The following is a 24,113-nucleotide window of genomic DNA, read 5'->3' as shown; positions in this document are numbered from 1 at the left end:
CACATGACCCTGATTTCAGGGTCATGTTTTTTATAAACTGTAAAGAATAAATGTTATGAAGTAGGGGATGAATCAATGAGATATGAAGTATGGTCAGTACAGTGTTTCCGGAAATATTTTCATAAGTGCATGCTAGCTGTTATCATGTGTTTGCTTATGTGTGGTGTCATTAGTTCAAGAGCTGCGGGCATCAATTCGGCACCTGGTGCGAAAGATGGATTAAAGGGAGTATGGTTCTCATATATCAATTGGGCGGACATGCCATCGGATGAAGTTCAATTCAAAAAAGAAGCTGATAAAGTGATGGAAAACATTGCGGCAAATGGTATGAATGCGATTTTTTGCCATGTGCACAGTCATACAGATGCTTACTATAAATCAGATATTTTTCCGGTTTCAAAATTCCTGCCTACAGATTCTGATAAGTTTGATGCACTTCAATATATGATTGATTCTGCCCATAGACATGGCCTGCAGTTTCACGCATGGCTGAATCCATACAGAGTTACTGGTTCAATGAAAAAGTGGGAAGAAGAAAGTGCTGATTCGATTTCAAGGAGAATGTATGATAATGCAGAAACAAACAGAAATGTTCTTTTGTTTGATGGAAGCTACTATCTGAATCCTTCGAAAAAAGAAGCACGGGATCTCATTGTGTCTGCAGTTCAAGAAGTGATGACAAAGTATGATGTGGACGGTGTTCAGTTCGATGATTATTTCTATCCCGGACTAGGGGAAGGAGCTGATACAAATTTTGACTATCCCGAGTATGCTTCATCCGGAAGCAGTCTGTCTATAGCTGACTGGAGAAGAGAGAATGTTTCAGCCCTTATCGAAGCTGTTTATGCGAAAGTTCATGAGATGAAAAGCAGTGCAGTTTTCGGTGTCAGTCCTGTGGCGGAACTTAAGTATTTAAAGAGCAACAGAAGTTATTTTGTCGATATAGACAAGTGGCTTTCATCGGATAAATATATAGATTATATATTGCCTCAGATATACTTTGGTTTTGAACAGAAGACCGGAAGCGGAGCTGTGTCTGAAGCAGCTTTTGAAGTATGTCTTAATGATTGGATTAAGCTTATGGATAAGAATAAAAGCAAAGTAAAGCTTTATGTAGGTCTCGCATTATATAAATGCAATACAGATACCTGGGACGGCAATGCTGTTCCTGAGTGGCTGAGATATAATGACATACTGGCAAGAGAGGTTCTCACAGCTTTAGGCACCGGAAAAGTTTCGGGATTTGGTGTTTATGCATATCAGAATCTTGTTGACAGTAAAGCTAAAACAGAAGTTGAAAATCTGAAGAATATTTTCCTTGGAATCTGAGGCGGTCTGACAATCTGATCTGAACACCTTTCGTAAGCACTGTAAAGTACAAACCCGTAAGTGTCATGACAATGATGAGAACCGGGTAATACATAATGCTGTCAATCATATCCAATAAATCCAATACCATACTTTAACTGATTTCCTTCCGTAGCTTTCTTTTACATGTGACTATTAAAATAACGATACAAATTGTACCGAACGTCTCATCCTATCATAAAATGTCTGTTTATGGGAATTGTTATACACTATAACGGAAATTTATCTTATATCGGCTGTAAATGCTGTCGAAATCTTTAGCGTGGTGATGCCCGAACCATGTGGCGGGTTTTTACTGTATTTATGAATGGAGGGTATAATAAAACATGAAAAAACTGATTTCACTGATGATGGCTTTGGCTTTACCTTTAAGTATGACTGCATGTGAAGCAACATCCGTTCCGTCTGCAACAACAGCTGCTGTTGCAACAGAAACCACTGCAGAAGAGACCAAAACAGAAGAGACTGTAACTGAAGAGGAAACCAAAGAAACTACTAAAGAAACCACAAAAGAAACTGTAAAAGAAACAAAGGTAGTTGAATCAAAGGATGCGACCAAAGAATCTGAGACAGAAACTGAAACCACAGTTGAAGCTTCCAAGGAAGAGAGATTATCTGAAGCGGAAACTAAAGAAGCTGCGTCTGACTCAAAGATCATTGATTTAAATGAGAAAAAAACTGAAAAAACCGCTACAGTTATCCCTGAATGGGATCCTTCATCACCTGCTATGCAGTCTCTTGTAGAATTTGTAACAGAATCTGTAGATGAAAAGTCTGAAGGTTATATTCCTGTAAAGGATAGAATCGCAGTATTTGATATGGATGGAACACTTACATGTGAGACATTCTTCACGTACTATGATACATGTATGTTTATAAGCTATTGTCTTGAGGATCATCCGGAAAAGGTCAGTGATGATCTTAAGGAGTCGGCACTTGAGTTAAAGCCGGGTTATACCGCAGGAGAGGCTCTTGCAAGAAAATTTGCAAAAGCGTATGCCGGTATGACCGTACAGGAACTCTATGATTATGCGTGTGAGTTCGGACAGAAAGAGACGCCCAGTTTCAACAATATGAGATATATCGATGGATTCTATCTTCCTATGGTTGAAGTAGTGAAGTATCTTTATGACAATGATTATACCGTTTATGTAGTGAGTGGAACTGAGCGTACTACCACAAGAGCAATAGTGGCAAACTCACCGATCAGCAATTATGTTTCACCTAATCACATAATCGGAACCGAATTTGAAGTAAAAGTTAAAGGGTATGAAGAAGTTCCTTCCAACACGGATTTCAAATACAATGATGGGGATGAACTAATATTCACAGGCGGATTTATCCAGAAGAATCTTAATGCAAATAAGACCATCTGGATAGAAAGAGAGATCGGTCAGCGTCCTGTTCTTGCTTTCGGAAACAGCGGAAGTGATACAAGTATGATGAACTATGCCATCGATAAGAGAAATCCTTATCCTGCACAGGCTTATATGGTCGTAGCCGATGATGATGTCAGAGAATGGGGTAAGCAGAACTGGGAGGAAAAATCAGCTGAATATGAAAAGCAAGGGTACATACCGATCTCAATGAAGAATGATTTTGTAAATATTTATCCTAAAAAAATAACGAGAGCAGATGTTCAATACAAAGAGCCTGATGTAAGTGGCACAGTAACAGAAACTGTAGCGGACACTGCTTCGAAAAAGAATTCCGATGCAAAGAAGGCAGCATAAATCCGAATATAGCAGATTTCATCAGAATTTTCTCAGAGTACAGGTATGAGACTGAATATTTCAGAGGAAATTGATGAGAGGTCTTATGCTATCTTTCTAATCGATTCACTTTATGTTCAATAATGCACAATATCCGGCCGTGAAATGTCAGATATTGTGCATATTTTATTGTGGGATAAAAAAAGAAATATCCTTTTATTGTTAAATTGTTCTCATATATTAGTGACATATTAGTATCACTAGTATATAATGTACATATCATGTAGATCGGTAAAAAAATAACAATATGAGGAGGTATTACATGAAGGGTTTTGCAATGCTTAAAATTGGCGAGGTAGGTTGGATTGAGAAGGAGCGTCCGGCTTGTGGTCCTATGGATGCTATATGTCGTCCGCTCGCTATCGCTATTTGTACTTCCGATGTACACACAGTCTGGGAAGGTGCTGTAGGTGATCGTCATAATATGATCCTTGGTCACGAGGGCTGCGCTGAGGTTGTTGAAGTAGGAAGCATGGTTAAGGATTTCAAACCGGGTGACAAGGTTCTTGTTCCTGCAATCACACCTGATTGGAATTCACTTGAAGCTCAGGCCGGTTATTCGATGCATTCAGGCGGAATGCTTGCAGGCTGGAAGTTCTCAAACTTTAAGGATGGTCTTGATTCTGAGTTTTTCCATGTTAATGATGCTGACGGTAATCTAGCACATATGCCTGAGGGTATGACTCTTGAAGATGCCTGCATGCTTTCAGATATGGTACCAACAGGATTCCATGGCGTAGAACTTGCAGATGTTCAGTTTGGTGATACAGTTCTTGTTATAGGTATCGGTCCTGTAGGATTGATGAGTGTTGCCGGTGCACGTCTTCGTGGTGCATCACGTATTATTGCAGTAGGTACACGTCCTAAGTGTGTTGATGCTGCAAGATTCTATGGAGCAGATGATTTCATCAGTTACAAGAATGGTACTATAGAAGATCAGGTTCTCGCTATGACTGATGGTAAGGGTGTAGATAAGGTTATCGTAGCAGGTGGTGGAGTTAATACATTTGAATCCGCTGTCAAGTCACTTAAGGCCGGCGGAAAGATCGGTAATGTCAACTACCTTGGAAGCGGTGATTTTGTAACTATTCCTCGTGTAGAGTGGGGCGTAGGAATGGGACACAAGCAGATCGCAGGTGGTCTTATGCCTGGTGGAAGACTTCGTATGGAGAAGCTTGGTTCACTTATTTCTTCAGGAAAACTTGATGTAAGCAAACTTTCTACACATGTATTCCATGGCTGGGAGCATATTCCTGAAGCTCTTCAGCTCATGAAAGATAAGCCTGCTGATCTCATTAAGCCGGTTGTTATCCTTGATAATCAGCCGTGATCATTTATATCTATTGATTAGCACCGTCGCAAATGAGATTTCGATATGTGGCGTGTAATATGGATATTTCGGGCGGTCTTCTGACCGTCCGTTCTTTTATATAGTTTCAGTTGTCAGTCAACAGGTAGACAGCGGACAATAAGTTCAAATGAAATATTTTTAGAATATCAGGAGTCATACGATGAAAATACTATTGGTATCCGGTTTTCTCGGTGCAGGAAAAACAACATTTATAAAAGAACTAATAAAAAAAACCGAGACTCATCCTGTAATCATGGAAAATGAGTATGGCGATAATAATCTTGATTCACTGGAATTGAAAGCTGAGACCGCCCAAAAAGATGATATTAAGGTTATGGAATTCATGGAAGGATGTGTTTGCTGTTCCATGAAGGACAGCTTTGCAAATTCGGTATTTACCATCTATTCATCCCTTGATCCCGAGTATCTTGTGGTTGAACCTACAGGAGTGGGAAAACTGAGTAATATCATCCGTAACCTAAGTCCTTTACTGCATAGTAATATCAGTCTGTTGAAGCCGGTTGTTGTTCTTTCTCCTGAAAATTTTACAAATAACATGAAGGAATGGCCTGAACTTTACAGGGATCAGATTGAAAATGCTTCTACCGTTGTTTTTTCAAAATGTGAACATACTTCAGCCGATATTCTTCAAAGAGTATCTGAAATGATTCATGATATCAATCCAAATGCTGATATAACAGGATCACATTATTCCTATATGAATGCTGAATGGTGGAATTCACTTATGGATATAAATGAGTCAGTCGATACGGGGGGTGACAGTCAGTATATTAACGGTTTAAATTCGGCAGATGCATCAATGTTGTCCTGGAAGCGGAATGGTGCTGATTCATTTTCACAGGTAAGCATTACTAAAACTGAACTTGATAATCCGGCAGAATTAGTTATGTTTCTTGAAGACTGCCTTCATGGTGAGTTTGGTCATATGGCGAGAGCAAAGGGAACCGTTCTAATAGAAGGTGAAATGCTCAGATTTGATCTCGCAGATCGTATGTATGCCATAACATCTTCTCCGGATACAAAGTGCCAGTGCGTATTTATCGGACAATTCCTTGATGAAAGGAAGATAAGAAAGCGTTTTTGCGGTGGAAGAAAAGTTATTCAAAAGATACAACAGATACCGGAAAAGAGATTTAAGACAGCGGTTAATGATATTTGGTGAACAAAAGTCCTGCTGATTCAGATATTTTTTAAATAAAGATGAGAAGTTCATGTGAGATACGCAGGATCTTATATGAACTTCTTTTTTTAGCATACCTCATCTCATGATTGATAGAATAGTCATTTGTAATTATACTAATCATTGTTTTTATTGTGACATTAAAAATATTCCTAAATGAGGTTGCTAAATGAAGTTTTATGTAGATTTTGATGATTGTCTGTGCGAAACGGCTAAATCATTTACAGTAATAGCTGAACGACTTTTCGGTAAGAAGGTGCAGTATGAGAATGTCAGATTCTTTGATCTGAAGAAAACATTTGATCTTACGGATGAAGAATATAAGAAGATGATGATCGAAGGACATCGGGAGGAAGTTCTCCTTTCGTATGAAGAGACTCCCGGAGCTTCATTTGTATTAAATGAGTTGATCGATAGCGGTCATGAAGTTTCCATCATAACCGGGCGACCGGCATGTACATATGATGTCTCAAGAAGATGGCTTGATGAGCACGGGCTTGAAAGAGTTACCCTGTACACACTTGATAAGTATGGCAGGGATACTTCGCCCAAGAACAACAGGTTCAATCTTGAACTTGAAGATTATTATAGGATGGAATTTGACTATGCAATAGAGGATTCACCTTTGGCCTTCAAATTCTTTGATCATATGCCTGAGTTGAAGGTTATGGTTTTTGACCGTCCATGGAATACGGACTATAAGCTACCGGGTGAGAATTATACCCGTTGTGTAGACTGGAAATGCATACGCGACAGAGTTAATGCAAAGTGAATTTTATCATAGGTGTGACAGGTAAAATCCGACTTTAGGTATATGTAATGACCTCCTCTTTGTAGCAACGTGGATTTACCTGTATACTAAAGTTGCTAAGACAATGGTAACAGGGATTACCGCATACAAAGGGAGGTCACAACATGAATAATACCACAGTTTACGTAGGTATTATAATAGTATGATGTCAGGGTCATAGTATAAAGAGGATTATTTGATATATGAGTGAGTTTGTACTGAAAAACGGAGAGAAATTATATTACGAAGATAAAGGTGAAGGCAGTCAAACAGTTGTGATGCTGCACGGATGGACCGGATCACATACTACTTATGACAAGGTAGTCGATGCTCTGAAAGGAAAAGTCCGTTGTATCACTTATGATCATAGAGGACACGGTAAAAGTAAGGATGCAAACGGTGAAAAAGTGAGTCTTTCTACTCTCGCATCCGACCTTGATGAGTTGCTTAGCGGACTTTTACTTAATGATGTGACTCTTTTGGGATGGTCTATGGGTTCCGGCGTTATTATGTCGTATATAAAAGAGTTTGGATGTGACCGTTTAAAACAGATTGTCTTATGCGACATGACACCAAGGCAGCTTAATGATAATGAGTGGTCACTGGGACTCTATCAGGGCAGATATAATGCTGAAAATATGGAAGCTGATTCCGTTAGACCATTTTTTGATCTTTATAAGGATTTTGCGTTGGCAGCATCTCCTAAATTAAAGAAAGTTCCGGGATTTATATTGAATCCCGGAATAAAAAAATTTCTTTTGCAATGTGATGAAGGTGTAGTGAGAAGTCTGTCTGCATCCATGAAGACAGTTGACAACAGAGATTTTGTTCAGAAACTCTCTGTCCCTATGTATTATTTTTATGCTGATCCGGGTTCTATCTTTTCACCTGAACTGGCCGTATGGTACGAGGAAAATGTTCCTACAGAGTATCATTCTGTGAAATTCAGTAATGCTACCCATATGCTGGTCAATGATCATCCTGAAGAAGTAGCCGCGGAACTGGCAAAAATACTTTCAGATCGATGCCATGGTTAGTATATATTCTTTGATTTTTTCAAGTTTTGACTTTTCCCATTCCCGGAGAGCTGCCTTCCTGGAAAGCGGAACTATCAGTGATAAGTCCATATGAGCGTCCTTGAAATATCCATCCGGTTCTTCACTGAAAAAGTAGGAATTCCATACATCCTCTGATGCATTTCTGAAACGTTCAGGTTCAAGATAGATCATCTTTTTTCGTTCTTCCTCGATGAAAGCGTTGGCAGAAAGAGGGGCGAGGAGTTCATAATCTTCTGATGGAATATCCGAAAAAACCGGAGGCAGTTCATCATCTGTAATCACTTCTCTTCCTCGAACTATTCTTGTTCCCAAGGCTTCAAATGACATTTCGCTTTCAGTAAAGGAAAGTTTCAGAAGCACACCTCTGTCAGTGTATGGATGGACCCGCTGATAGTCTGTATCAAATATAAAATTACCTAAGGAATAGAAAATTGCTTTTCCATTAGGAAATGTTTCGTAGTTTTCCACGACATGAGGATGATGCGCCACTACCAGGTCGGCCCCCATGTTCAGATACTCTATGTACCGGTTTCTTGTGTAGGGGTTTGGCATGGCGGCAAATTCTTCGCCACCGTGGGCAACAACTATACACCAGCGACACTTTGACTTTATCTCAAGTATACGTTCTTTTATTTTATTCATGGCATCCCAGCGAAATACTCCGGGCTCTGTGGAAGTGGCAGGAATGCATTCAGACATATATGCAACACCAAACATTCCGATACCGCCTGACTCGGGAAGTATCACAGGTGAGGATGCTTCAATATCATTAACTCCTGCGCCTATGGTCATTGCCTTATGTTCTCCGGCAAGACATCTGGTGTTAACAAGGCCGTCAAGGCCCGCATCCATGATGTGATTGTTGGAAATATTCCATATATCAGAATGGATTTTGTCGAGTAGATTGACCGCCTCCGGATTCATACTGTGAAAGAACACACCATGACTTCCGTTGTCATTTGCTTCAATCAGAGGACCTTCAACATTGGCGATGACATGATCACCGGAATCAAAAAACTTTTGTACAGCAGGAGATAAGAGCTCAGGGTCTTTCCAACGATCCTGCATATATTTATCAAATCCTATGTCTCCAGTGAAAATCAGATTAACTGCCTTACTGTGTATATTATCTTTCATTAAAGATAACCTCCGAAGGTTAGTGTAGTTAAACAATAATCGGTATTACAAAACCGGTAGTGAAAAGGATTTAAGTGAAACACTGATTTAATCAGTGTTTCCAAAGATAGTTCCTTAGTACTGCCGGTAAATCTATACTAATCACGCCAGAGATTTCATGATGTTGGCAACTATAACCGCAAAAGGAGTACCTACTACATAGCCCATAAGTGCCATAAGAATACCTACAGGTACAAGAGAACCGCTGTATGCTCCGGCAAGAACAGGAGCGGAAGCAGTACCACCGATATTTGCGAGAGATGCTACACCGGCAGTGAAGAGATCCAGTTTGAGTACCTTACATATGATAAGCATAAGAACAGCATGAATAGCCAGAATGATAAAACCTGTCAGGATCCAGGCCGGTGCATCTGCAAGTTCAAGGAGACTTGCACGGCTGGCCAGAAGACCGATGACCGCATATAAGAGGAGATTGGATACTTCTGAAGAACCTGCCACCTTACCAAGCGGAGTTACAGCTGCGATGAGTGAAACGGCAGTAATGAAAAGAACTGTCCAGGTTGCCTTATCAGAGAAGTTGGTTGCACTGTAAAGAGCAGCGCCTACATTGGAAGCAATTGCACTTGCAAGAAATGCTGAACCTATAAGCAGTAAAAGACTCTGGAAAGAGATTGAAGCGGTGTTGGATTTCGCTTCAGCTTCGAGATTACTGGATACTTCATCCAGAGTTTTTGTATTTGCCTTTGTCCATTTATTGAACTTTGGAGCAAGCTGAATAGCCCAAAGCAGAAACATTACCCAAAGAGAATAGTCGATGGAGTCAATCACAAGTGCATAACCCATGTCGGCTTCACTGATATTTAAAGCTGCCTGTACGGCTACCATGTTACCTGAGCCGCCGATCCATGATCCACAGAGTGCGCTGAGACCCATCCAGGAATCACTTCCTATAACACCTTTCATGATAAGGAATGCAGATATGAAACCTACCATGATAGTAACAGTTGCCGAGAAGAATCCGATAAGCATCTTTGGTCCGAGTTTAAGAACTTTACGAATGTCACATCTTAGCAGCATAGCAAAGATCATGGCATAGGTCAGATTGTTCTTTAATGCACTGTATGCAGGCTTGGTTTCCGCCATATCCCAGAGCTTAATAGTGCAAAAAAGCATAGCAAAGAGATAGCAGAGCACTACGGGTGGTACATAGCTGAAGAATTTCTTCAGCCCTCCCTTTGCATTCTTCTGCAAAGTAACGAGGACAGCCGCCATAAACAGCAGCACTGCAACATAAGTAAAGCCATTCGTAATCATAACATTCCCCTTTTCAATTGTATTTCCACTCTTAAAATTCGTGGATTTTTGAATAATTTAATCATAACACTTTAAAGTGAAAAATGTATTTATAAAAGAACATTTTGCGATACATTATGGTTATATATGCTAATTTGAGGTGTCATAACAAAAAATTAGGAATTTTATAAGAATTAGTGGACTTTTGTCCATATTTTCCTAAGAAATACGACAGTTGACCTTAGTGGCAGAGAATGATAAAACACTTCAATATCATCATTAGAAAAGAAGGTATTATGGAATTTCAGGAATACGCAGAACATTATTTTGATATGGAAAAGGCAGTCCCATACTTTCTGATATGCTTTGCAGCACTTCTTGTTGTTATGGGAATAATCCTTATTATCGCAAGGTTAAGAAAAGAACTGGATAAGACCGGTTCGGAAGGTGAGTATATAGATGAGTCGGAAATGGATACTTATGACCGGGAGGATTTCCGGGATAATGGTATTTCCACTCAGAATGATGAGTCACTAATTGATGAGCGACCGAATCATAGCATTAGAAGGCGTTCCAGAAGCCGTCAGCGCTTATTGCATCGTAAAATCGATATTCGTCCATTTGCATTCATTGAATCATTCTATGAAATGGCCTTTGCAAGCACCGCCGTGTTGCTCCTTCTCAGTCTTTACTACATTATCAATGACCGTATCAATCTTCGGGAAGTACATATACTTTGGGATACCTATAAAGACTGGATTCTGGTCGCATTTCTGATAGTATCAATGATTCTGAACCGTATCTTTGACCGACTTCTTGTGAGGCTTCGTTATATAGATGCAAAGCAGCGATCAAGTATTCGTTTAGTCAGTTCGATATATGTCATACTGATTCTTGTCTATATTTGCTTCATTTACCAGAGTCCAAACTACGGAAGCATCATCATATATTTCGTTATGATGGTCATTGGAAGACTTTTTTATTTTGATGTTACCTGGGAGAATTTTAAAGGAGATATCATCAACATCTGGAAAAATCTTCCTATATTGTTTCTGATGATTGCGTATTCAGGATTTACCATCTGGTACGGTTTCAATAGTCAGTTCTTGTGGAAGTCAAACGGTGTGCTTGTATCGACTCTGATAGCACATGTTTTCATGGATGTGGGAATAGTTCTCATTCATCATCTGAGACTCGTGAAGCTGATTCTTCGATGACATTTTTTTATGAATCGGATTATTTAGCCTGAAATGTTACAGTGAAAGACTTTTCTTTGAATTTGAAATCAGAGAAAAGTCTTTTTTGGTATATAAAATTTGGGATATAATGATGTGAGAATATTTGTTTGAAAGGAAGTGATCGAATGTCTATAGTCGCTGCATTTATGGTGCCACATCCCCCTCTTATTATCCCAAATGTAGGTAAAGGCGGTGAAAAAATAGTCAGTGAAACGATAAAGTCTTATGAACAGGTTGCATCTGAAATTGCAGAGTTGCGTCCTGATACCATTATCATCACAAGTCCTCACAGTATCATGTATTCTGACTACTTTCATATCTCACCAGGGGAAAGGGCCAAAGGATCATTTTCCAGGTTTAATGCCGGGGAAGTATCCTTCGATGAAATGTATGATACAGAACTCAGAAACAGAATCTGTGAAATTGCAGAACAGCGAGATTTTCCTGCAGGAGTTCTGGGCGAGAAGTCTTCTGAACTCGATCATGGTACTATGGTACCTCTCTGGTTCATAAGACAAAAATATAGTGATGGTAAGATAATACGTATAGGACTTTCTGGTCTTGGATTATTTGAACATTATGAGCTTGGAGAGATTATTGCAAAGGCCTCAGATGATTGTGATATAAATGCAGTGTTTGTAGCCAGCGGTGATCTTTCACACAAATTACAGGAAAAAGGTCCATACGGTTTTGATCCTGAAGGTCCTGTTTATGATGAACGAATAATGGATGTCGCAAGGAGATCTGCTTTTGATGAGATGTTTGACTTCGATGAATCCTTCTGTCGAAAAGCCGCTGAATGTGGACACAGATCTTTTGTTATCATGGCAGGTGCTTTTGATGGTAAAGCCGTGAAATCAAAAGTATATTCACATCAGGATGTGACAGGTGTAGGTTATGGTATTGCATCTTTTTACCCGGTAAAAACTGATGCAACAAGACATTTTCGAAAGAACAGAATGGAAAAGATGAAAGAAGAATTAGAGAAAAAATCAGAACATTCTGATGCCTATGTACGTCTTGCAGCAGATTCACTTCAGTCTTATATCATTTCCGGAAAGGTGCTTAAAGAACCGGAAGATTTACCGGATGAAATGCTCTCAAAGAGGGCAGGAACATTTGTATCTATCCATAAAGAAGGGAGACTCAGGGGATGTATAGGCACAATTCTTCCAACCAAAAGAAGTATTGCGGAAGAAATCATTTACAATGCTATCAGTGCGTCCACAAGGGATCCTCGTTTCAGTCCAATAAGACCTGATGAACTGCCTTTTCTGGAGATTAATGTTGATGTGCTCTCGGAACCGGAGGATATAGAATCTATGGATCAGCTTGATGTTAAGCGTTATGGTGTTATCGTGAGCAAAGGAAATCGCCGTGGACTGTTGCTGCCTGATCTTGAAGGTGTTGATACTGTAGAGCAGCAGGTGGCCATAGCTATGCAGAAGGCAGGTATAGATTCAGAAGAAGACATCAGACTTCAAAGATTTGAAGTAATCAGACATGTATGAAAAATGCGGGTTTCAGATGAGCTGGATTCCCGATGATTGTTTTTAAAAAAGTAAAAATCAAATAGACTTGAAAATTCAGAACGATATGGTACTATTATATTGTTTGCAATCTATAGCGATTTGATATGAATTACATCATTTTTTACATAACATATTCGTAAGGAGGGAACTTCATGAACGAGACATTAAAGGTACTTGAAACAAGACGAAGCTGCAGAAGCTTTAAGCCTGATATGATAAAAAAGGAAGAACTTGATGCTATACTCAGGGCAGGCACATACTCAGCTACAGGTATGGGAAAGCAGAGTCCTGTGATCATTGCTGTCACAAACAAGGAACTGCGTGACGCGATTTCTGAAGAGAACAGAAAGATCGGTGGATGGCCTGAGGGCTTTGATCCGTTCTATGGAGCTCCGGTTATTCTCATAGTACTTGCTGATAAGGCAGTTCGTACACATATTTACGACGGATCACTCGTTATGGGTAATCTTATGAATGCAGCAGAGAGTCTCGGTGTAGGAAGTATCTGGATTCACCGGGCAAAGGAAGAGTTTGAGTCTGAGTTTGGAAAAGAAATTCTCAAGAAGCTTGGAATTGAAGGTGATTTCGAAGGTATCGGACACTGTGCTCTCGGATATGCAGCTGCTCCCGCGAAGGATCCGGCTCCAAGAAAAGAGAACTATGTTTATTACGTTGACTGATATTTAGTGTCCTGCAAAAATTTTTCAGTCTATTAAGACACTTGATGAGGTTAAGCCTCTTGCAGAACAGGGTCTTAAGGAACTCGGACCTATGACAGGAAAAGAGGCAGCATAAATAAATAACAAGATTATTCATTTCATAAAGGCACACAGTATTTCTATGCTGTGTGTCTTTTTGTAATATAAAGATTGGGCCTTCATATGAATACAAAGGGAAATGCTGATTAAAGCATTTCCTCGGATATTTTTTCTGATATTTCTGATTCCTGAGTCTTATGAATTATTAAAAAACATACGAAGAAATATATGCATGCATATATTCTTACAGGAGGTATTCTCTTGAAAAAATACAGATATAGTGATGAAGAGCTGGCATTTCTGGAAAGCAGCGCTGTGCCGTTCGCTGTTTATCAGTTTATTAATAAAAGAGTAGTTACCATAGTATTATCCAAAGGATTCATTGAGCTTTTTGGTTACCGGGATATGAAAAAAAGTGAAGTATATGAACTGATGGATAATAACATGTATAAAGATACCCATCCTGACGATCTTGCGTCTTTAGGAGATGCCGCCTATCGTTTTGCTACTGAGGGCGGAGTATATGATGTTATCTACCGTAGCAAACGGGAAGGTCAGTACAGGATCATTCATTCTTACGGAAGACATATCGAAAAGGAGAATGGTGTCAGACTGGCCTTCGTCTGGTATACAGATCAGGGGGCTTTTGTTGGTGACGGTAAAAATGAAAAAGACGGATTGCTGAATGCATTAAAGAATCAGCTGACTGAAAGAAGTATTAACATAAAGATCGGTCATGACTATCTGACCGGTCTTCCTTCCATGTCATATTTCTTTGAGCTAGCTGAAGCCGGATGCAGGGAGATACGGAAGAACGGAAGAATTCCTGTTATTCTTTTCATGGATTTCAACGGTTTAAAAGTCTATAACCAAAAGTATGGTATCGAAGAAGGTGACAAATATTTAAAATCCTTTGCCGATAAAGTGATTGAGCTGTTCAGTCATGAGAATTGCAGTAGATTTAATGCTGATCATTTCTGTGTATATACTGATGATGAGAATGCTGAAAATGCTGCTGAAAAGCTGATAAAATCAAAATTCGGAATGGATAGTAATAAAGGAATGACTCTTCGAATCGGCATATACTATTATGAAGATGAAAGCATCAGCATAAGCGGAGCATGTGACAGAGCAAAGATTGCCTGTGATTCCGGCAGAAAAAACTATATTTCCAACATATATACATTCAACCCTAAGATGATGACTGAAATTGAAGAAAGACAGTATGTGGTTGAAAATATTGACAGAGCTATAAGTGATGAATGGATCAGGATCTTTTATCAGCCCATCATAAGAACAGCTAACGGAAGAGTTTGCCATGAGGAAGCTCTTGCAAGATGGATAGATCCGAAGAAAGGATTTTTCAGTCCTGCTGCCTTCATACCGGCACTTGAAGAGTCAAATACTATCTATAAGCTGGATCTTTATGTTGTAGATACCGTTCTTAAGAAAATGAAAGTGCAGGCAGAGAGAGGTCTCTATGTAGTTCCCATATCTGTCAATTTATCCCGTTCGGACTTTTATACCTGCGATATCGTTGAAGAAATCAGAAAACGAGTGGATGCATCGGGCATTGCGCGTGACAGACTTGTCATAGAGATAACGGAAAGCATTGTGGCCAATGACATCGATTATATGTTCAATGAGATAAAGCGGTTTAAAGATCTTGGGTTTGATGTATGGATGGATGATTACGGAAGCGGTTATTCATCTCCTTTGATACTGCATAAGATACCGTTTGATCTCATTAAGATAGATATGATGTTTGTCCGTCAGCTTGATGATGGTGATAAGGCGAAGATCATTCTGACCGAGATAGTAAGGATGGCTATGTCACTTGGCATGGATACAGTCGCAGAAGGGGTTGAAACAACAGAACAGGCTGAATTTCTTAAGGATATAGGATGCACCATGCTACAGGGCTACTATTTCTGTAAGCCTGTTTCACTTGAGGATATCATTGACAGATATGAAAAAGGCGTTCAGATCGGATTTGAAAATCCTCTTGAAACCGATTACTATTCAAGGATTGGAAAAGTTAATTTCTATAACCTTTCGTTTTCCAGCTCTGATGACGATAAGCTGAAAAACTATTTTGATACATGGCCTATGATTATGGTGGAATGTAAAGATCAATTTGCCTCAGTTATAAGAGCCAATGATGTTTATAAAAAGTTTTTCAAAGAGAATTTTCCGGATACTTATGGGAAATTGAGATTTGATACTTCCAGACTTATGGATAAGCCCGGAGCTTATTCAATGAAGGCTGTTATGAAGGTCGCCAGAGATGGTAAAAGAGTGATAGTTGATGACATAACAATTGACGGAAAAATGATTCAATTGTTTGTATGCAGAGTTGCTGTAAATCCTGTGAATGGTGTTTCGGCAGTTATGATAGTCATACTCTCGGCATCAGATGTGGACATTAACACAATTGCCGGTCATTCTGACAAAGAAATGTACAGAATATCAGGTAAACGGGCAAATCTGCAGCAGGATAACAAACGCGTAAAGCAGGATGTTAATACAATCAAAAAGATTTCCGAACTGAAAGAATCAGTAGATTCTCTTTTGAAAAATATGCCGGCAATGACATTTTCAAAGGATGTGACAACCGGAGTATATCTTGCATGTAATCAGGCATTTGCAGATTATGCCCATAAACCTACTCCGGAGGAAGTTGTTGGTTTAACAGATTATGAGATCTTCGATGAGAATACAGCGAGGCATTTTGTAGAAGATGATAAAAAGGCATTATCAATGGATAAACCCTACATTTTCTTTGAAGATGTACCGGATGCTGCAGGAAATCCGCAAAAATTCCAGACTACAAAGCTGAAGTTTGTTGATAATACCGGAAGACAATGCCTTTTAGGTATGTGTCAGGATGTTACTGATGCCATGCGTATCAAACGTGAGTACCTGGAACGCATTGCTCAGGCTCAGAATAAAGCTCAGATTGATACTCTGACAGGAATAAAAAACAAGAATGCATATCAGGAAATGGAGTCTATAATTAATCACAGGATAGCAGATAAGCGTCAGCCCTGTTTTGCGATCACGATTCTTGATATGAATGATCTCAAAAAGATCAATGATACAAAAGGTCATCGTGCAGGAGATGAATGCATCTGTGAAGCATGCAATATCATTTGCAGGACATTCAAGCATAGTGAGGTCTTTCGAGTCGGAGGTGATGAGTTTGTTGCTGTTTCTCAGGGGACAGACTACGAACAGATAGACAGTCTGATCAATACTATTGCCGCACACAATGAGGATGCATTATTCAATGATGGTGTAGTTATAGCATGCGGTATGTCAAAGTATAAAAATGATAATGACATTTGTGTGGCAGATGTTTTCACTCGTGCGGACAGGAGAATGTACAAGAACAAAAGCAATCTGAAGAAGTTTAATGTTACTATGAATGTAGAGGAAACGGATTCAGACTCCTAAATGGCGTAGGATTGACTTTTACAGATTATATGGGATATTCTGAATCTTAAGTTATAGAGTTCGTAAGCTTCGTGTTTCGGCACGAAGCTTAACTTTTGTGTAAAAATATAATGCTGTTCTTTAAAAAATAACTCAATATGCATTTTCTTTGGAAAATAAATTGTTTATAATTTATTTTATCGTTCTCATGGAGGAATGATTATGAGCAATGATAGTATTGTAAAAAGGCTTTCGAATGTAGGGATTTTCGGAAATATAGTTCTGGCCGGATTCAAACTTATTGCAGGTATCCTTGGAAACTCCGGTGCTATGATTTCAGATTCAGTACATTCACTTTCTGATGTATTCGCAACTCTTATTGCTACTGTAGGCGTGAGAATCTCTCAAAAGGCAGAAGATAAAAATCATCCCTACGGACATGAAAGATTTGAGTGTATTTCTTCACTGATGCTTGGACTTATTCTTGCAGGAACAGGTCTTGGAATAGGATATACCGGTATCAATGAACTGTTTTTTCATCAGGAAGAAATAAAGATACCTACATTTCTTCCGCTGATTGCAGCGATAGTTTCCATCATTGTCAAGGAAGGGATGTTCTGGTATACCATGTACTATGCCAGGAAACTTAATTCAGACGCCTTCAAGGCAGATGCATGGCATCACCGCTCTGATGCGATCTCTTCTGTCGGTTCTTTCATAGGAATAGGTCTGGCAAAACTTGGTTTTCCATTCATGGATCCTGTAGCGAGTCTTTTGATTTGCATTTTGATACTAAAGGTTGCTTTTGACATAATAAAAGATTCACTTAACAAGATGCTTGATACTTCCTGCGATGATGAATTTGAACAGAGCATAAGAGAATATGTTCTTTCTAAACCAGGTGTGATTCGTATAGATGTACTCAGGACAAGACAGTTCAGCAATAGAGTATATGTAGATCTTGAGATAGCGGTGAAGGGAGATATGTCCCTGATAAATGCCCACGCCATCGCAGAGGATGTTCACCATGGTCTTGAACATGAGTTTTCGGACATAAAGCATGTTATGATCCATGTGAATCCATACCTTGACTGAAATCTGAAAATGATGAATCATGTTCAGCAGCACAACAGCCTGTGATTATTATTGAAAGAGTCAGGCTTTGAGTGCAGTTTGTCAGGAATCCGTAAGGATTCCTGACAAACTGCACTCTTAAGTGTTAAATGTGTTTCTGATATGAACGGAGAATATTATGACATCTAAGGAAATGAAAATCGAAGAATATCTTGAAAAGCTCGGAGCCAAAGAATCCGTACCGGGAGGCGGCGGTGCCAGTGCATTAGCAGGTGCTTACGGTGTAAGTCTTGGACTTATGGTATGCAGCTTTACAAGCGGAAAGAAAAAGTATGCGGATTTTGAGCCGAGACTAAAGACAATACAGGAAAAGCTTAAAAAGCTCAGAAGCAGATTTTTGGAGTTGTCAGACGAAGATGAAAAAGTATTTTATCCTTTGAGCAAGGCTTATAGTCTTCCGGAAAACACTGTTGAAGAGAAGGACTACAAGGAAACAACTCTTGAAAGCTGTCTTTCCGCTGCTTCCATGACTCCTGTAAAAGTTATGGAATGTGCCTGTGAGGCACTGATATGCATGCAGGAGCTTGCGGATAACGGATCAAAGCTTATGCTTAGTGATGTCGGCGTTGGGGTATCATTTTTAAATACTGCAATTGAAGGCGCCGTCATGAATGTTTACATCAATACAAAGATGATGAAGAATAAAAACCGTATGATTGAGCTTAATGAATATGCATATAAGCTTCTTAATGACGGAAAGAGTAAAGCCCGTCTTATATATGAGCAGGTTGAAGATACAATAAGACCTGACTATGACGCTGAAAAAGACAGAATAAAAAGAAATAAAGTTGACTTCGAGTGATTATATTATGACGTGAGTGTCAAAAGTATATTTGCCCCTTACATCATATTATTTATAGAAAAGGAGAACTTATGCAGGAATTAAAAGGTAAATTAATTGCAGACCGTATAAAGGGAGAATGTCTTGATTTTGTTGGAAAGTACAATGGTATCCTGCCTGCACTCGCCATACTGAGAGTAGGTGACAAAGAAGCTGATATAGCCTACGAAAGAAATATAAAGAAACGTTTCGTTGATTTTGGCCTGGAAGCAAAAGATTATGAGCTTCCCGCAAACTGTACCAATGAAGAATTTCAGGAGGTTTTTGATTTTATCAACAACGATCCCGATATACACGGAATACTTGTTATGCGCCCGCTTCCTGAGCATATCGATGAAGAAGCCATGCTTAAGAAGATGAATCCTTTAAAGGATCTCGATGGTATCACAGATGCCAATGTTGCAGGAATCATGCGTGGTGACAAGGATGCATTTGCACCTTGTACAGCACAGGCTGTAGTTGAGATACTCAAAGGTTACAACATTGAGATGGCCGGAAAGAGAGCCTGTATCATAGGACGTTCCATGGTTGTAGGAAAGCCGCTTTCGATGCTTCTTCTTAAAGAGAATGCAACTGTAACTGTATGTCATTCAAAAACCGTAAATATCAAGTCGGTTGCATCAGAAGCGGATATAGTTGTAGCTGCAATTGGCAAAGCAAAGCAGATAAGCGGAGGCTATGTAAAGGAAGATGCCACTGTGATCGATGTGGGAATCAATGTAGATGAGCAGGGCAATCTCTCAGGTGACTGCGACTGGGATCAGATCGTTCTCAAAGCAGGTGCAGCAACACCTGTACCCGGTGGTGTTGGTACAGTTACAACTGCCGTTCTTGCAAAACACCTTGTAGATGCGGCAAGACTTCAGCTGAATCTTCCGGAAGTTGATGACTCCAAAGATGAATATATAGAATAAATATTTTTTTTAAAATTCAAAAATCAATATCACATATGTTTCTAACGTGATATAATTTAACAATAATTATGTACATTCAGTTGTACATATAGAAGTAAACGGGGGTGTCGGTCAGAACCGGCTGAGATTGGGAATGTGCTTCCCGGACCCTGAAACCTGATTTGGATCATGCCAACGTAGGGAGTAGAGCTTTTGTATACGTTAACCCGAGGACTATCCATATCAGGATAGTCCTTTTTTATTGTCGTGGCTTTACCTATCAGAAAAAGGATTGTTATTAATATCTGATTTATGCTGTACCTGTATGACCACATAACTTTAGCTTGTGTATCATGCATAAAGAATAAATGTTAGGAGCTGTATGAAAAGAGAAGAATTATTGCTTTACGGTATCACTGACAGAGCCTGTCTAAAAAATGGAAAAACACTGGCGGAAGCTGTTTCAGAAGCAATAGAAGGTGGTATCACCATGCTTCAGTTGAGAGAAAAGGAACTTAAGGGGGAAGATCTTTTGAATCTTTCAAAGGAAATACAACTTGTGTGCAGGAAACACAATATTCCTTTCATCATAAACGATGATGTTGAGCTTGCCGGACTTATCGATGCTGACGGTGTGCATGTTGGTCAGGATGATATGCCGGCTTATGAAGCAAGAAAGATGCTCGGTGAAAGAAAAATAGTAGGAGTCACTGCCAAAACAGTGAAACAGGCACTTCTTGCAGAGAAGGAAGGAGCTGATTATCTAGGATCCGGGGCACTTTTTGGCTCATCCACAAAGAAAGATGCCATATATATGACTATGGAAACATTTTCATCCATAACACAATCTGTTAAGGTTCCTGTTGTTGGAATTGGCGGGATAAACTTTTCCAATGCACATAATCTTATACATTCCGGAGCATCCGGAATAGCAGTTGTCAGCAGTATTTTCGGAGTCGATGATATAAAAAATGCAACAGCGGAACTAAGGAAGGTTGCTGAGTTGATAGCGGGTATAGATTAATCATGTCCACTGTCACTTGACATAAAAGCGGCATGTCGGGGGCACCACCTCATGTCGCTATATAAAATTAATGTTGAAGGATGCGGAATGAAGCAAGTGGCATTGCATCAAGTCTACCCCGCATCAGGAAGGAGATAATATGAAGACAGCATTAACAATCGCAGGAAGTGATTCCAGCGGAGGCGCCGGCATCCAGGCAGATATCAAGACAATGCTTGCACATCATGTATACGCCATGAGCGCAATTACAGCATTAACTGCCCAGAATACTACCGGTGTTTCTGACATTATGGAAAGCAGTCCTGAATTTTTAAAGGAGCAGCTGGACTGTATATTCACTGATATTTACCCGGATGCGGTAAAAACAGGAATGGTATCATCTTCCGGACTAATAAAGGTCATAGCCGAAAGACTCATATTTTATAAAGCGAAAAACATAGTTGTGGATCCTGTAATGGTGGCCACAAGCGGTTCAAGACTTATAACTGAAGAAGCTATCGAGACATTGAAAGAGCATTTGCTGCCCATAGCCACAGTTATCACTCCCAATATTCCTGAAGCAGAAGTTTTGTCGGGAATGAAGATTGAAAGTACTCAGGATATGATAAATGCTTCTAAAAAGATATTTGAGACTTTCGGATGTGCGGTATTATGTAAAGGCGGACATAGTCTTAATGATGCAAATGATCTCTTATATTCAGATAAAGGCTATGTCTGGTTCAACGGAAAACGTATAAACAACCCGAATACTCACGGTACCGGATGTACATTATCTTCTGCCATTGCCTCGAATCTTGCCAGGGGATATGGACTTCAGGATGCTGTACGTTATGCAAAGAACTATATCTCCGGTGCTTTGGGAGCAATGCTTGATCTTGGAAAGGGCTCAGGACCTATGGATCATGGCTTTGCGATAAAGGGTGATTATACTTTCTGTGATACCGGTATCGTAATGTAAATTTGCTGCTCCGGAACAGGAGATTGTAATGGATAATCTAAAAAAGGAAACTCTGGAAATGAATGTAACTTCGGGTATCAACACCAAAAAGCTTGCACTTGCAGCATTTTTTGCAGCTGTAGCTGTAGTAGGATCAACATTTTCCATACCCGTATTCGGCTCAAAATGTTCACCTGTACAGCATCTTGTAAATGTTTTGTGTGCAATCTTTTTGGGCCCCGGTTATGGAATAATAGCTGCTTTTACAGCAAGTGTACTGAGAAATCTTATGGGACTCGGATCATTGCTTGCTTTTCCGGGGTCTATGTGCGGTGCATTTTTATCAGGTATTATGTATAAGTATTTCAAAAAGCTTCCTGCAGCCTATATAGGTGAGGTTTTCGGTACCGGAATCATAGGCGGGATGCTGTCTTATCCTGTATCAGCATTTGTGATGGGAAACAGCGCTGCCGGTGTATTTACGTTTGTTATACCGTTCCTTATCAGCACCATAGGCGGAACATTTCTTGCAATCATCATAACAATGGCACTAAAGCAGATCAGAATGATTGAAAGAGCTAAAGATATTTTGGAGTCAAAGTAGACTATATTAAGATGGAAAGAATCATAGAAATAATCAGAAAAAACAGACCACTTATACATTCTATAACCAACTATGTGACTGTCAACGACTGTGCGAACGTACTCCTTGCCATAGGAGCACGTCCGGTCATGTCGCATGCACCGGAAGAGGCAGGTGAGATAACTTCGGGAAGTGACGGACTTGAATTGAATCTTGGAGCTACCGAGTACTTTGAATCCATGAGAGAAAGTGCTGCTGCGGCTAATGCTAAAGGTATTCCGATTCTGGTAGATCCGGTAGGCGTTTCAGGCTCTTCGTTCAGAAGAGGCTTTATGAAAGAACTTATCGATGATTATCATCCTTCTGTCATAAGAGGAAACCGTGCTGAAATCATGGCTGTCCTGAAGGATGAAAAAACAGAAACAGGAGTTGATTCATTCAGATTTAAGGATGGAACAGATGACGATGAACTTCTTCTGATGATGCAGAGGTTTTGCATCGATAAAAAGAAATGCTATGAAGAAAAGGGAATAGTTTATTCACCTGTTCTTATCTGTTCAGGCAGTACAGATCTTATTTCTTCACCGTATGAAACCGAAAAGGTAATAGGCGGTTCGGCAATGATGACGGGTGTGACGGGAACAGGATGTATGTCATCAGTCGTATTGTCAGCATTTTTAGCAGGAGCTGATATTTACAATAAGAGTGTTGGCGATTCGGGACAGTCGTTCACTTATTTCAGTGCGGTTCTTTCCGGTATCAGGTATATAAATCATGTTTCGGAAAAGGCAGAGGAAAATGTCAGATTCCTGAGACTGAATAAACCATTACCAAACGGAAACTATGGCTCAGGTACGTTTAGAATGATGATTATGGATATGTTTTCTGCATTTTAATTCTTGCTATATTTCTAAAATTAGGCTAATATATAAATCTCATTACCGGTCACTTTCGTGACCGGATTTCCATTAAATCAAATACAAAAATCAAAAAAAGTGAGCGGCATAGGCATGCCACCCACCATATTTCTTCGCATATGTGCTTATGTTATGAGGAATGATTCAGTGTGCTGTATTTATGCTGGATTTCATTGTGGTGAAAGCATTGATGAATGCCGGAACCTGAAGAACAACAAGAGTTAAAATGGCTTCTGAACCGATGCATATAAGGTTGTATACGGCAGAGTATGGAACAGGATTCCAGCCTGCCCATGCATATTCGCCAAAGAATAATACACCTGATAAAAATGCAAAGAACCATCTCAGTATGCATGCAGCAATGTATCCATAGCAGAGACCGTTCTTTTTGTTCGAAAAGAATCCGGACACGCCGAGTGCTCCGAAGGCAAGAATGTAATCAATAAATGCCTGTACAGGGGTAAGAATATATGGATCAACTATGAGCTGAAGAAGGCCATATGCTACTCCGGTAATGATACCTGTAACCGGACCGAAGAAAAATCCGGGAAGAATGGCAAAAAGCGAAGAACAAAGAGTGATGGAACCACCTGTGGGAAAGTGAAAGATCTTAATCATTGAAGTGATGGTGGCCAGTGCGATACATGCAGCACAGAAGACGATAGTTTTGACATTTTTTGACATAAAAAAACCTCCTTTGAATGGAGGGGCATGCATAAATATCATGTAACTCACTAAAAGTACAAGTGATATCAACAGATAATTGCTTCCCTACGCAGGTACTAACCTGATCAGGTAAAAAGGGTTGATCCAAAGGATCATCTCAGCAAATGCGCCCCTAGCGTTTGTTC

20 protein-coding genes and 2 riboswitches are annotated in these 24,113 nt (G+C 39.7%); of the genes, 17 read left to right on the top strand and 3 right to left on the bottom strand.

Features of this window, described 5'->3' with window-relative positions; translation table 11 throughout:
• Positions 1-75 precede the first annotated feature (75 nt).
• The 6 genes from BM294_RS03640 (at position 76) to BM294_RS03615 (ending at position 7,519) form a co-directional block, all read left to right on the top strand.
• The gene (locus BM294_RS03640; protein ID WP_091204988.1) at positions 76-1,329 is read left to right on the top strand and encodes a glycoside hydrolase family 10-like protein; all 1,254 of its coding nucleotides are present in this window, start codon (positions 76-78) and stop codon (positions 1,327-1,329) included.
• A gap of 365 nt (positions 1,330-1,694) precedes the next feature.
• Complete coding sequence (locus BM294_RS03635; protein WP_091204987.1) at positions 1,695-3,101, top strand: HAD family hydrolase; 1,407 nt, start codon at positions 1,695-1,697, stop codon at positions 3,099-3,101.
• Between the two features lie 301 nt (positions 3,102-3,402).
• Positions 3,403-4,470, top strand: coding sequence for an NAD(P)-dependent alcohol dehydrogenase (locus BM294_RS03630; protein ID WP_091204985.1), 1,068 nt, complete (start codon positions 3,403-3,405; stop codon positions 4,468-4,470).
• Between the two features lie 181 nt (positions 4,471-4,651).
• Positions 4,652-5,674, top strand: coding sequence for a CobW family GTP-binding protein (locus BM294_RS03625; protein WP_091204983.1), 1,023 nt, complete (start codon positions 4,652-4,654; stop codon positions 5,672-5,674).
• Between the two features lie 187 nt (positions 5,675-5,861).
• Positions 5,862-6,464: a 5' nucleotidase, NT5C type gene (locus BM294_RS03620; protein ID WP_091204982.1), complete on the top strand. Its 603-nt coding sequence runs from the start codon at positions 5,862-5,864 to the stop codon at positions 6,462-6,464.
• Between the two features lie 221 nt (positions 6,465-6,685).
• Positions 6,686-7,519, top strand: coding sequence for an alpha/beta fold hydrolase (locus tag BM294_RS03615; protein ID WP_091204980.1), 834 nt, complete (start codon positions 6,686-6,688; stop codon positions 7,517-7,519).
• Here BM294_RS03615 and BM294_RS03610 read toward each other — a convergent pair.
• Together BM294_RS03610 and BM294_RS03605 are read right to left on the bottom strand one after the other, a co-directional pair.
• A complete protein-coding gene (locus BM294_RS03610) occupies positions 7,499-8,677 on the bottom strand; it encodes a CapA family protein (protein WP_091204978.1) in 1,179 nt (392 codons plus the stop codon). The two genes, BM294_RS03615 and BM294_RS03610, sit on opposite strands and share 21 nt — an antisense overlap.
• Before the next feature lie 141 nt (positions 8,678-8,818).
• Complete coding sequence (locus BM294_RS03605) at positions 8,819-9,991, bottom strand: DUF819 family protein (protein WP_091204977.1); 1,173 nt, start codon at positions 9,989-9,991, stop codon at positions 8,819-8,821.
• A 275-nt stretch (positions 9,992-10,266) separates the two neighbouring features.
• Between BM294_RS03605 and BM294_RS03600 the strand changes: the two genes are divergently transcribed.
• The 11 genes from BM294_RS03600 (at position 10,267) to BM294_RS03550 (ending at position 23,241) form a co-directional block, all read left to right on the top strand.
• Complete coding sequence (locus BM294_RS03600; protein WP_091204975.1) at positions 10,267-11,187, top strand: hypothetical protein; 921 nt, start codon at positions 10,267-10,269, stop codon at positions 11,185-11,187.
• Positions 11,188-11,333: 146 nt separating this feature from the next.
• On the top strand, positions 11,334-12,719 hold the full coding sequence (amrA, locus tag BM294_RS03595; protein ID WP_091204973.1) for an AmmeMemoRadiSam system protein A: 1,386 nt from the start codon (positions 11,334-11,336) through the stop codon (positions 12,717-12,719).
• 173 nt (positions 12,720-12,892) lie between these two features.
• A complete protein-coding gene (locus tag BM294_RS03590) occupies positions 12,893-13,420 on the top strand; it encodes a nitroreductase (protein WP_091204972.1) in 528 nt (175 codons plus the stop codon).
• Between the two features lie 339 nt (positions 13,421-13,759).
• Entirely contained in the window at positions 13,760-16,954 is a 3,195-nt protein-coding gene (locus BM294_RS03585; RefSeq protein WP_139225844.1) for an EAL domain-containing protein, read from the top strand.
• Positions 16,955-17,155: 201 nt separating this feature from the next.
• Entirely contained in the window at positions 17,156-18,028 is an 873-nt protein-coding gene (locus tag BM294_RS03580; RefSeq protein ID WP_091204968.1) for a cation diffusion facilitator family transporter, read from the top strand.
• A 157-nt stretch (positions 18,029-18,185) separates the two neighbouring features.
• The gene (locus BM294_RS03575; RefSeq protein WP_091204967.1) at positions 18,186-18,869 is read left to right on the top strand and encodes a cyclodeaminase/cyclohydrolase family protein; all 684 of its coding nucleotides are present in this window, start codon (positions 18,186-18,188) and stop codon (positions 18,867-18,869) included.
• A gap of 71 nt (positions 18,870-18,940) precedes the next feature.
• The gene (locus BM294_RS03570; protein ID WP_091204964.1) at positions 18,941-19,822 is read left to right on the top strand and encodes a bifunctional 5,10-methylenetetrahydrofolate dehydrogenase/5,10-methenyltetrahydrofolate cyclohydrolase; all 882 of its coding nucleotides are present in this window, start codon (positions 18,941-18,943) and stop codon (positions 19,820-19,822) included.
• A 90-nt stretch (positions 19,823-19,912) separates the two neighbouring features.
• Positions 19,913-20,022, top strand: a riboswitch (TPP riboswitch).
• A 161-nt stretch (positions 20,023-20,183) separates the two neighbouring features.
• The gene (thiE, locus tag BM294_RS03565; protein WP_091204963.1) at positions 20,184-20,825 is read left to right on the top strand and encodes a thiamine phosphate synthase; all 642 of its coding nucleotides are present in this window, start codon (positions 20,184-20,186) and stop codon (positions 20,823-20,825) included.
• A gap of 139 nt (positions 20,826-20,964) precedes the next feature.
• Entirely contained in the window at positions 20,965-21,783 is an 819-nt protein-coding gene (gene thiD / locus BM294_RS03560) for a bifunctional hydroxymethylpyrimidine kinase/phosphomethylpyrimidine kinase (RefSeq protein WP_091204961.1), read from the top strand.
• Between the two features lie 28 nt (positions 21,784-21,811).
• On the top strand, positions 21,812-22,366 hold the full coding sequence (thiW, locus tag BM294_RS03555; protein ID WP_242944409.1) for an energy coupling factor transporter S component ThiW: 555 nt from the start codon (positions 21,812-21,814) through the stop codon (positions 22,364-22,366).
• A gap of 11 nt (positions 22,367-22,377) precedes the next feature.
• Positions 22,378-23,241 (top strand): hydroxyethylthiazole kinase, encoded by an 864-nt coding sequence (locus tag BM294_RS03550; RefSeq protein ID WP_091204957.1) that lies wholly within the window; start codon positions 22,378-22,380, stop codon positions 23,239-23,241.
• 165 nt (positions 23,242-23,406) lie between these two features.
• Here the strand turns inward: BM294_RS03550 and thiT are convergent, their stop codons facing one another.
• Positions 23,407-23,946, bottom strand: coding sequence for an energy-coupled thiamine transporter ThiT (gene thiT / locus BM294_RS03545; protein WP_091204956.1), 540 nt, complete (start codon positions 23,944-23,946; stop codon positions 23,407-23,409).
• Between the two features lie 67 nt (positions 23,947-24,013).
• A riboswitch (TPP riboswitch) is annotated at positions 24,014-24,112 on the bottom strand.
• Position 24,113 lies beyond the last annotated feature (1 nt).

Source organism: Oribacterium sp. WCC10 (assembly GCF_900113415.1).
Taxonomy (GTDB): Bacteria; Bacillota; Clostridia; order Lachnospirales; family Lachnospiraceae; genus Oribacterium.
Note: the sequence above shows the minus strand (reverse complement) of the source record. Positions and strands in the feature narration are given on the sequence as shown.

Coding starts and splice junctions, on each gene's coding strand:
- BM294_RS03640 (WP_091204988.1), top strand. CDS start 76: ATGAGATATGAAGTATGGTCAGTACAGTGTTTCCGGAAATATTTTCAT.
- BM294_RS03635 (WP_091204987.1), top strand. CDS start 1,695: ATGAAAAAACTGATTTCACTGATGATGGCTTTGGCTTTACCTTTAAGT.
- BM294_RS03630 (WP_091204985.1), top strand. CDS start 3,403: ATGAAGGGTTTTGCAATGCTTAAAATTGGCGAGGTAGGTTGGATTGAG.
- BM294_RS03625 (WP_091204983.1), top strand. CDS start 4,652: ATGAAAATACTATTGGTATCCGGTTTTCTCGGTGCAGGAAAAACAACA.
- BM294_RS03620 (WP_091204982.1), top strand. CDS start 5,862: ATGAAGTTTTATGTAGATTTTGATGATTGTCTGTGCGAAACGGCTAAA.
- BM294_RS03615 (WP_091204980.1), top strand. CDS start 6,686: ATGAGTGAGTTTGTACTGAAAAACGGAGAGAAATTATATTACGAAGAT.
- BM294_RS03610 (WP_091204978.1), bottom strand. CDS start 8,677: ATGAAAGATAATATACACAGTAAGGCAGTTAATCTGATTTTCACTGGA.
- BM294_RS03605 (WP_091204977.1), bottom strand. CDS start 9,991: ATGATTACGAATGGCTTTACTTATGTTGCAGTGCTGCTGTTTATGGCG.
- BM294_RS03600 (WP_091204975.1), top strand. CDS start 10,267: ATGGAATTTCAGGAATACGCAGAACATTATTTTGATATGGAAAAGGCA.
- amrA (WP_091204973.1), top strand. CDS start 11,334: ATGTCTATAGTCGCTGCATTTATGGTGCCACATCCCCCTCTTATTATC.
- BM294_RS03590 (WP_091204972.1), top strand. CDS start 12,893: ATGAACGAGACATTAAAGGTACTTGAAACAAGACGAAGCTGCAGAAGC.
- BM294_RS03580 (WP_091204968.1), top strand. CDS start 17,156: ATGAGCAATGATAGTATTGTAAAAAGGCTTTCGAATGTAGGGATTTTC.
- BM294_RS03575 (WP_091204967.1), top strand. CDS start 18,186: ATGACATCTAAGGAAATGAAAATCGAAGAATATCTTGAAAAGCTCGGA.
- BM294_RS03570 (WP_091204964.1), top strand. CDS start 18,941: ATGCAGGAATTAAAAGGTAAATTAATTGCAGACCGTATAAAGGGAGAA.
- thiE (WP_091204963.1), top strand. CDS start 20,184: ATGAAAAGAGAAGAATTATTGCTTTACGGTATCACTGACAGAGCCTGT.
- thiD (WP_091204961.1), top strand. CDS start 20,965: ATGAAGACAGCATTAACAATCGCAGGAAGTGATTCCAGCGGAGGCGCC.
- thiW (WP_242944409.1), top strand. CDS start 21,812: ATGGATAATCTAAAAAAGGAAACTCTGGAAATGAATGTAACTTCGGGT.
- BM294_RS03550 (WP_091204957.1), top strand. CDS start 22,378: ATGGAAAGAATCATAGAAATAATCAGAAAAAACAGACCACTTATACAT.
- thiT (WP_091204956.1), bottom strand. CDS start 23,946: ATGTCAAAAAATGTCAAAACTATCGTCTTCTGTGCTGCATGTATCGCA.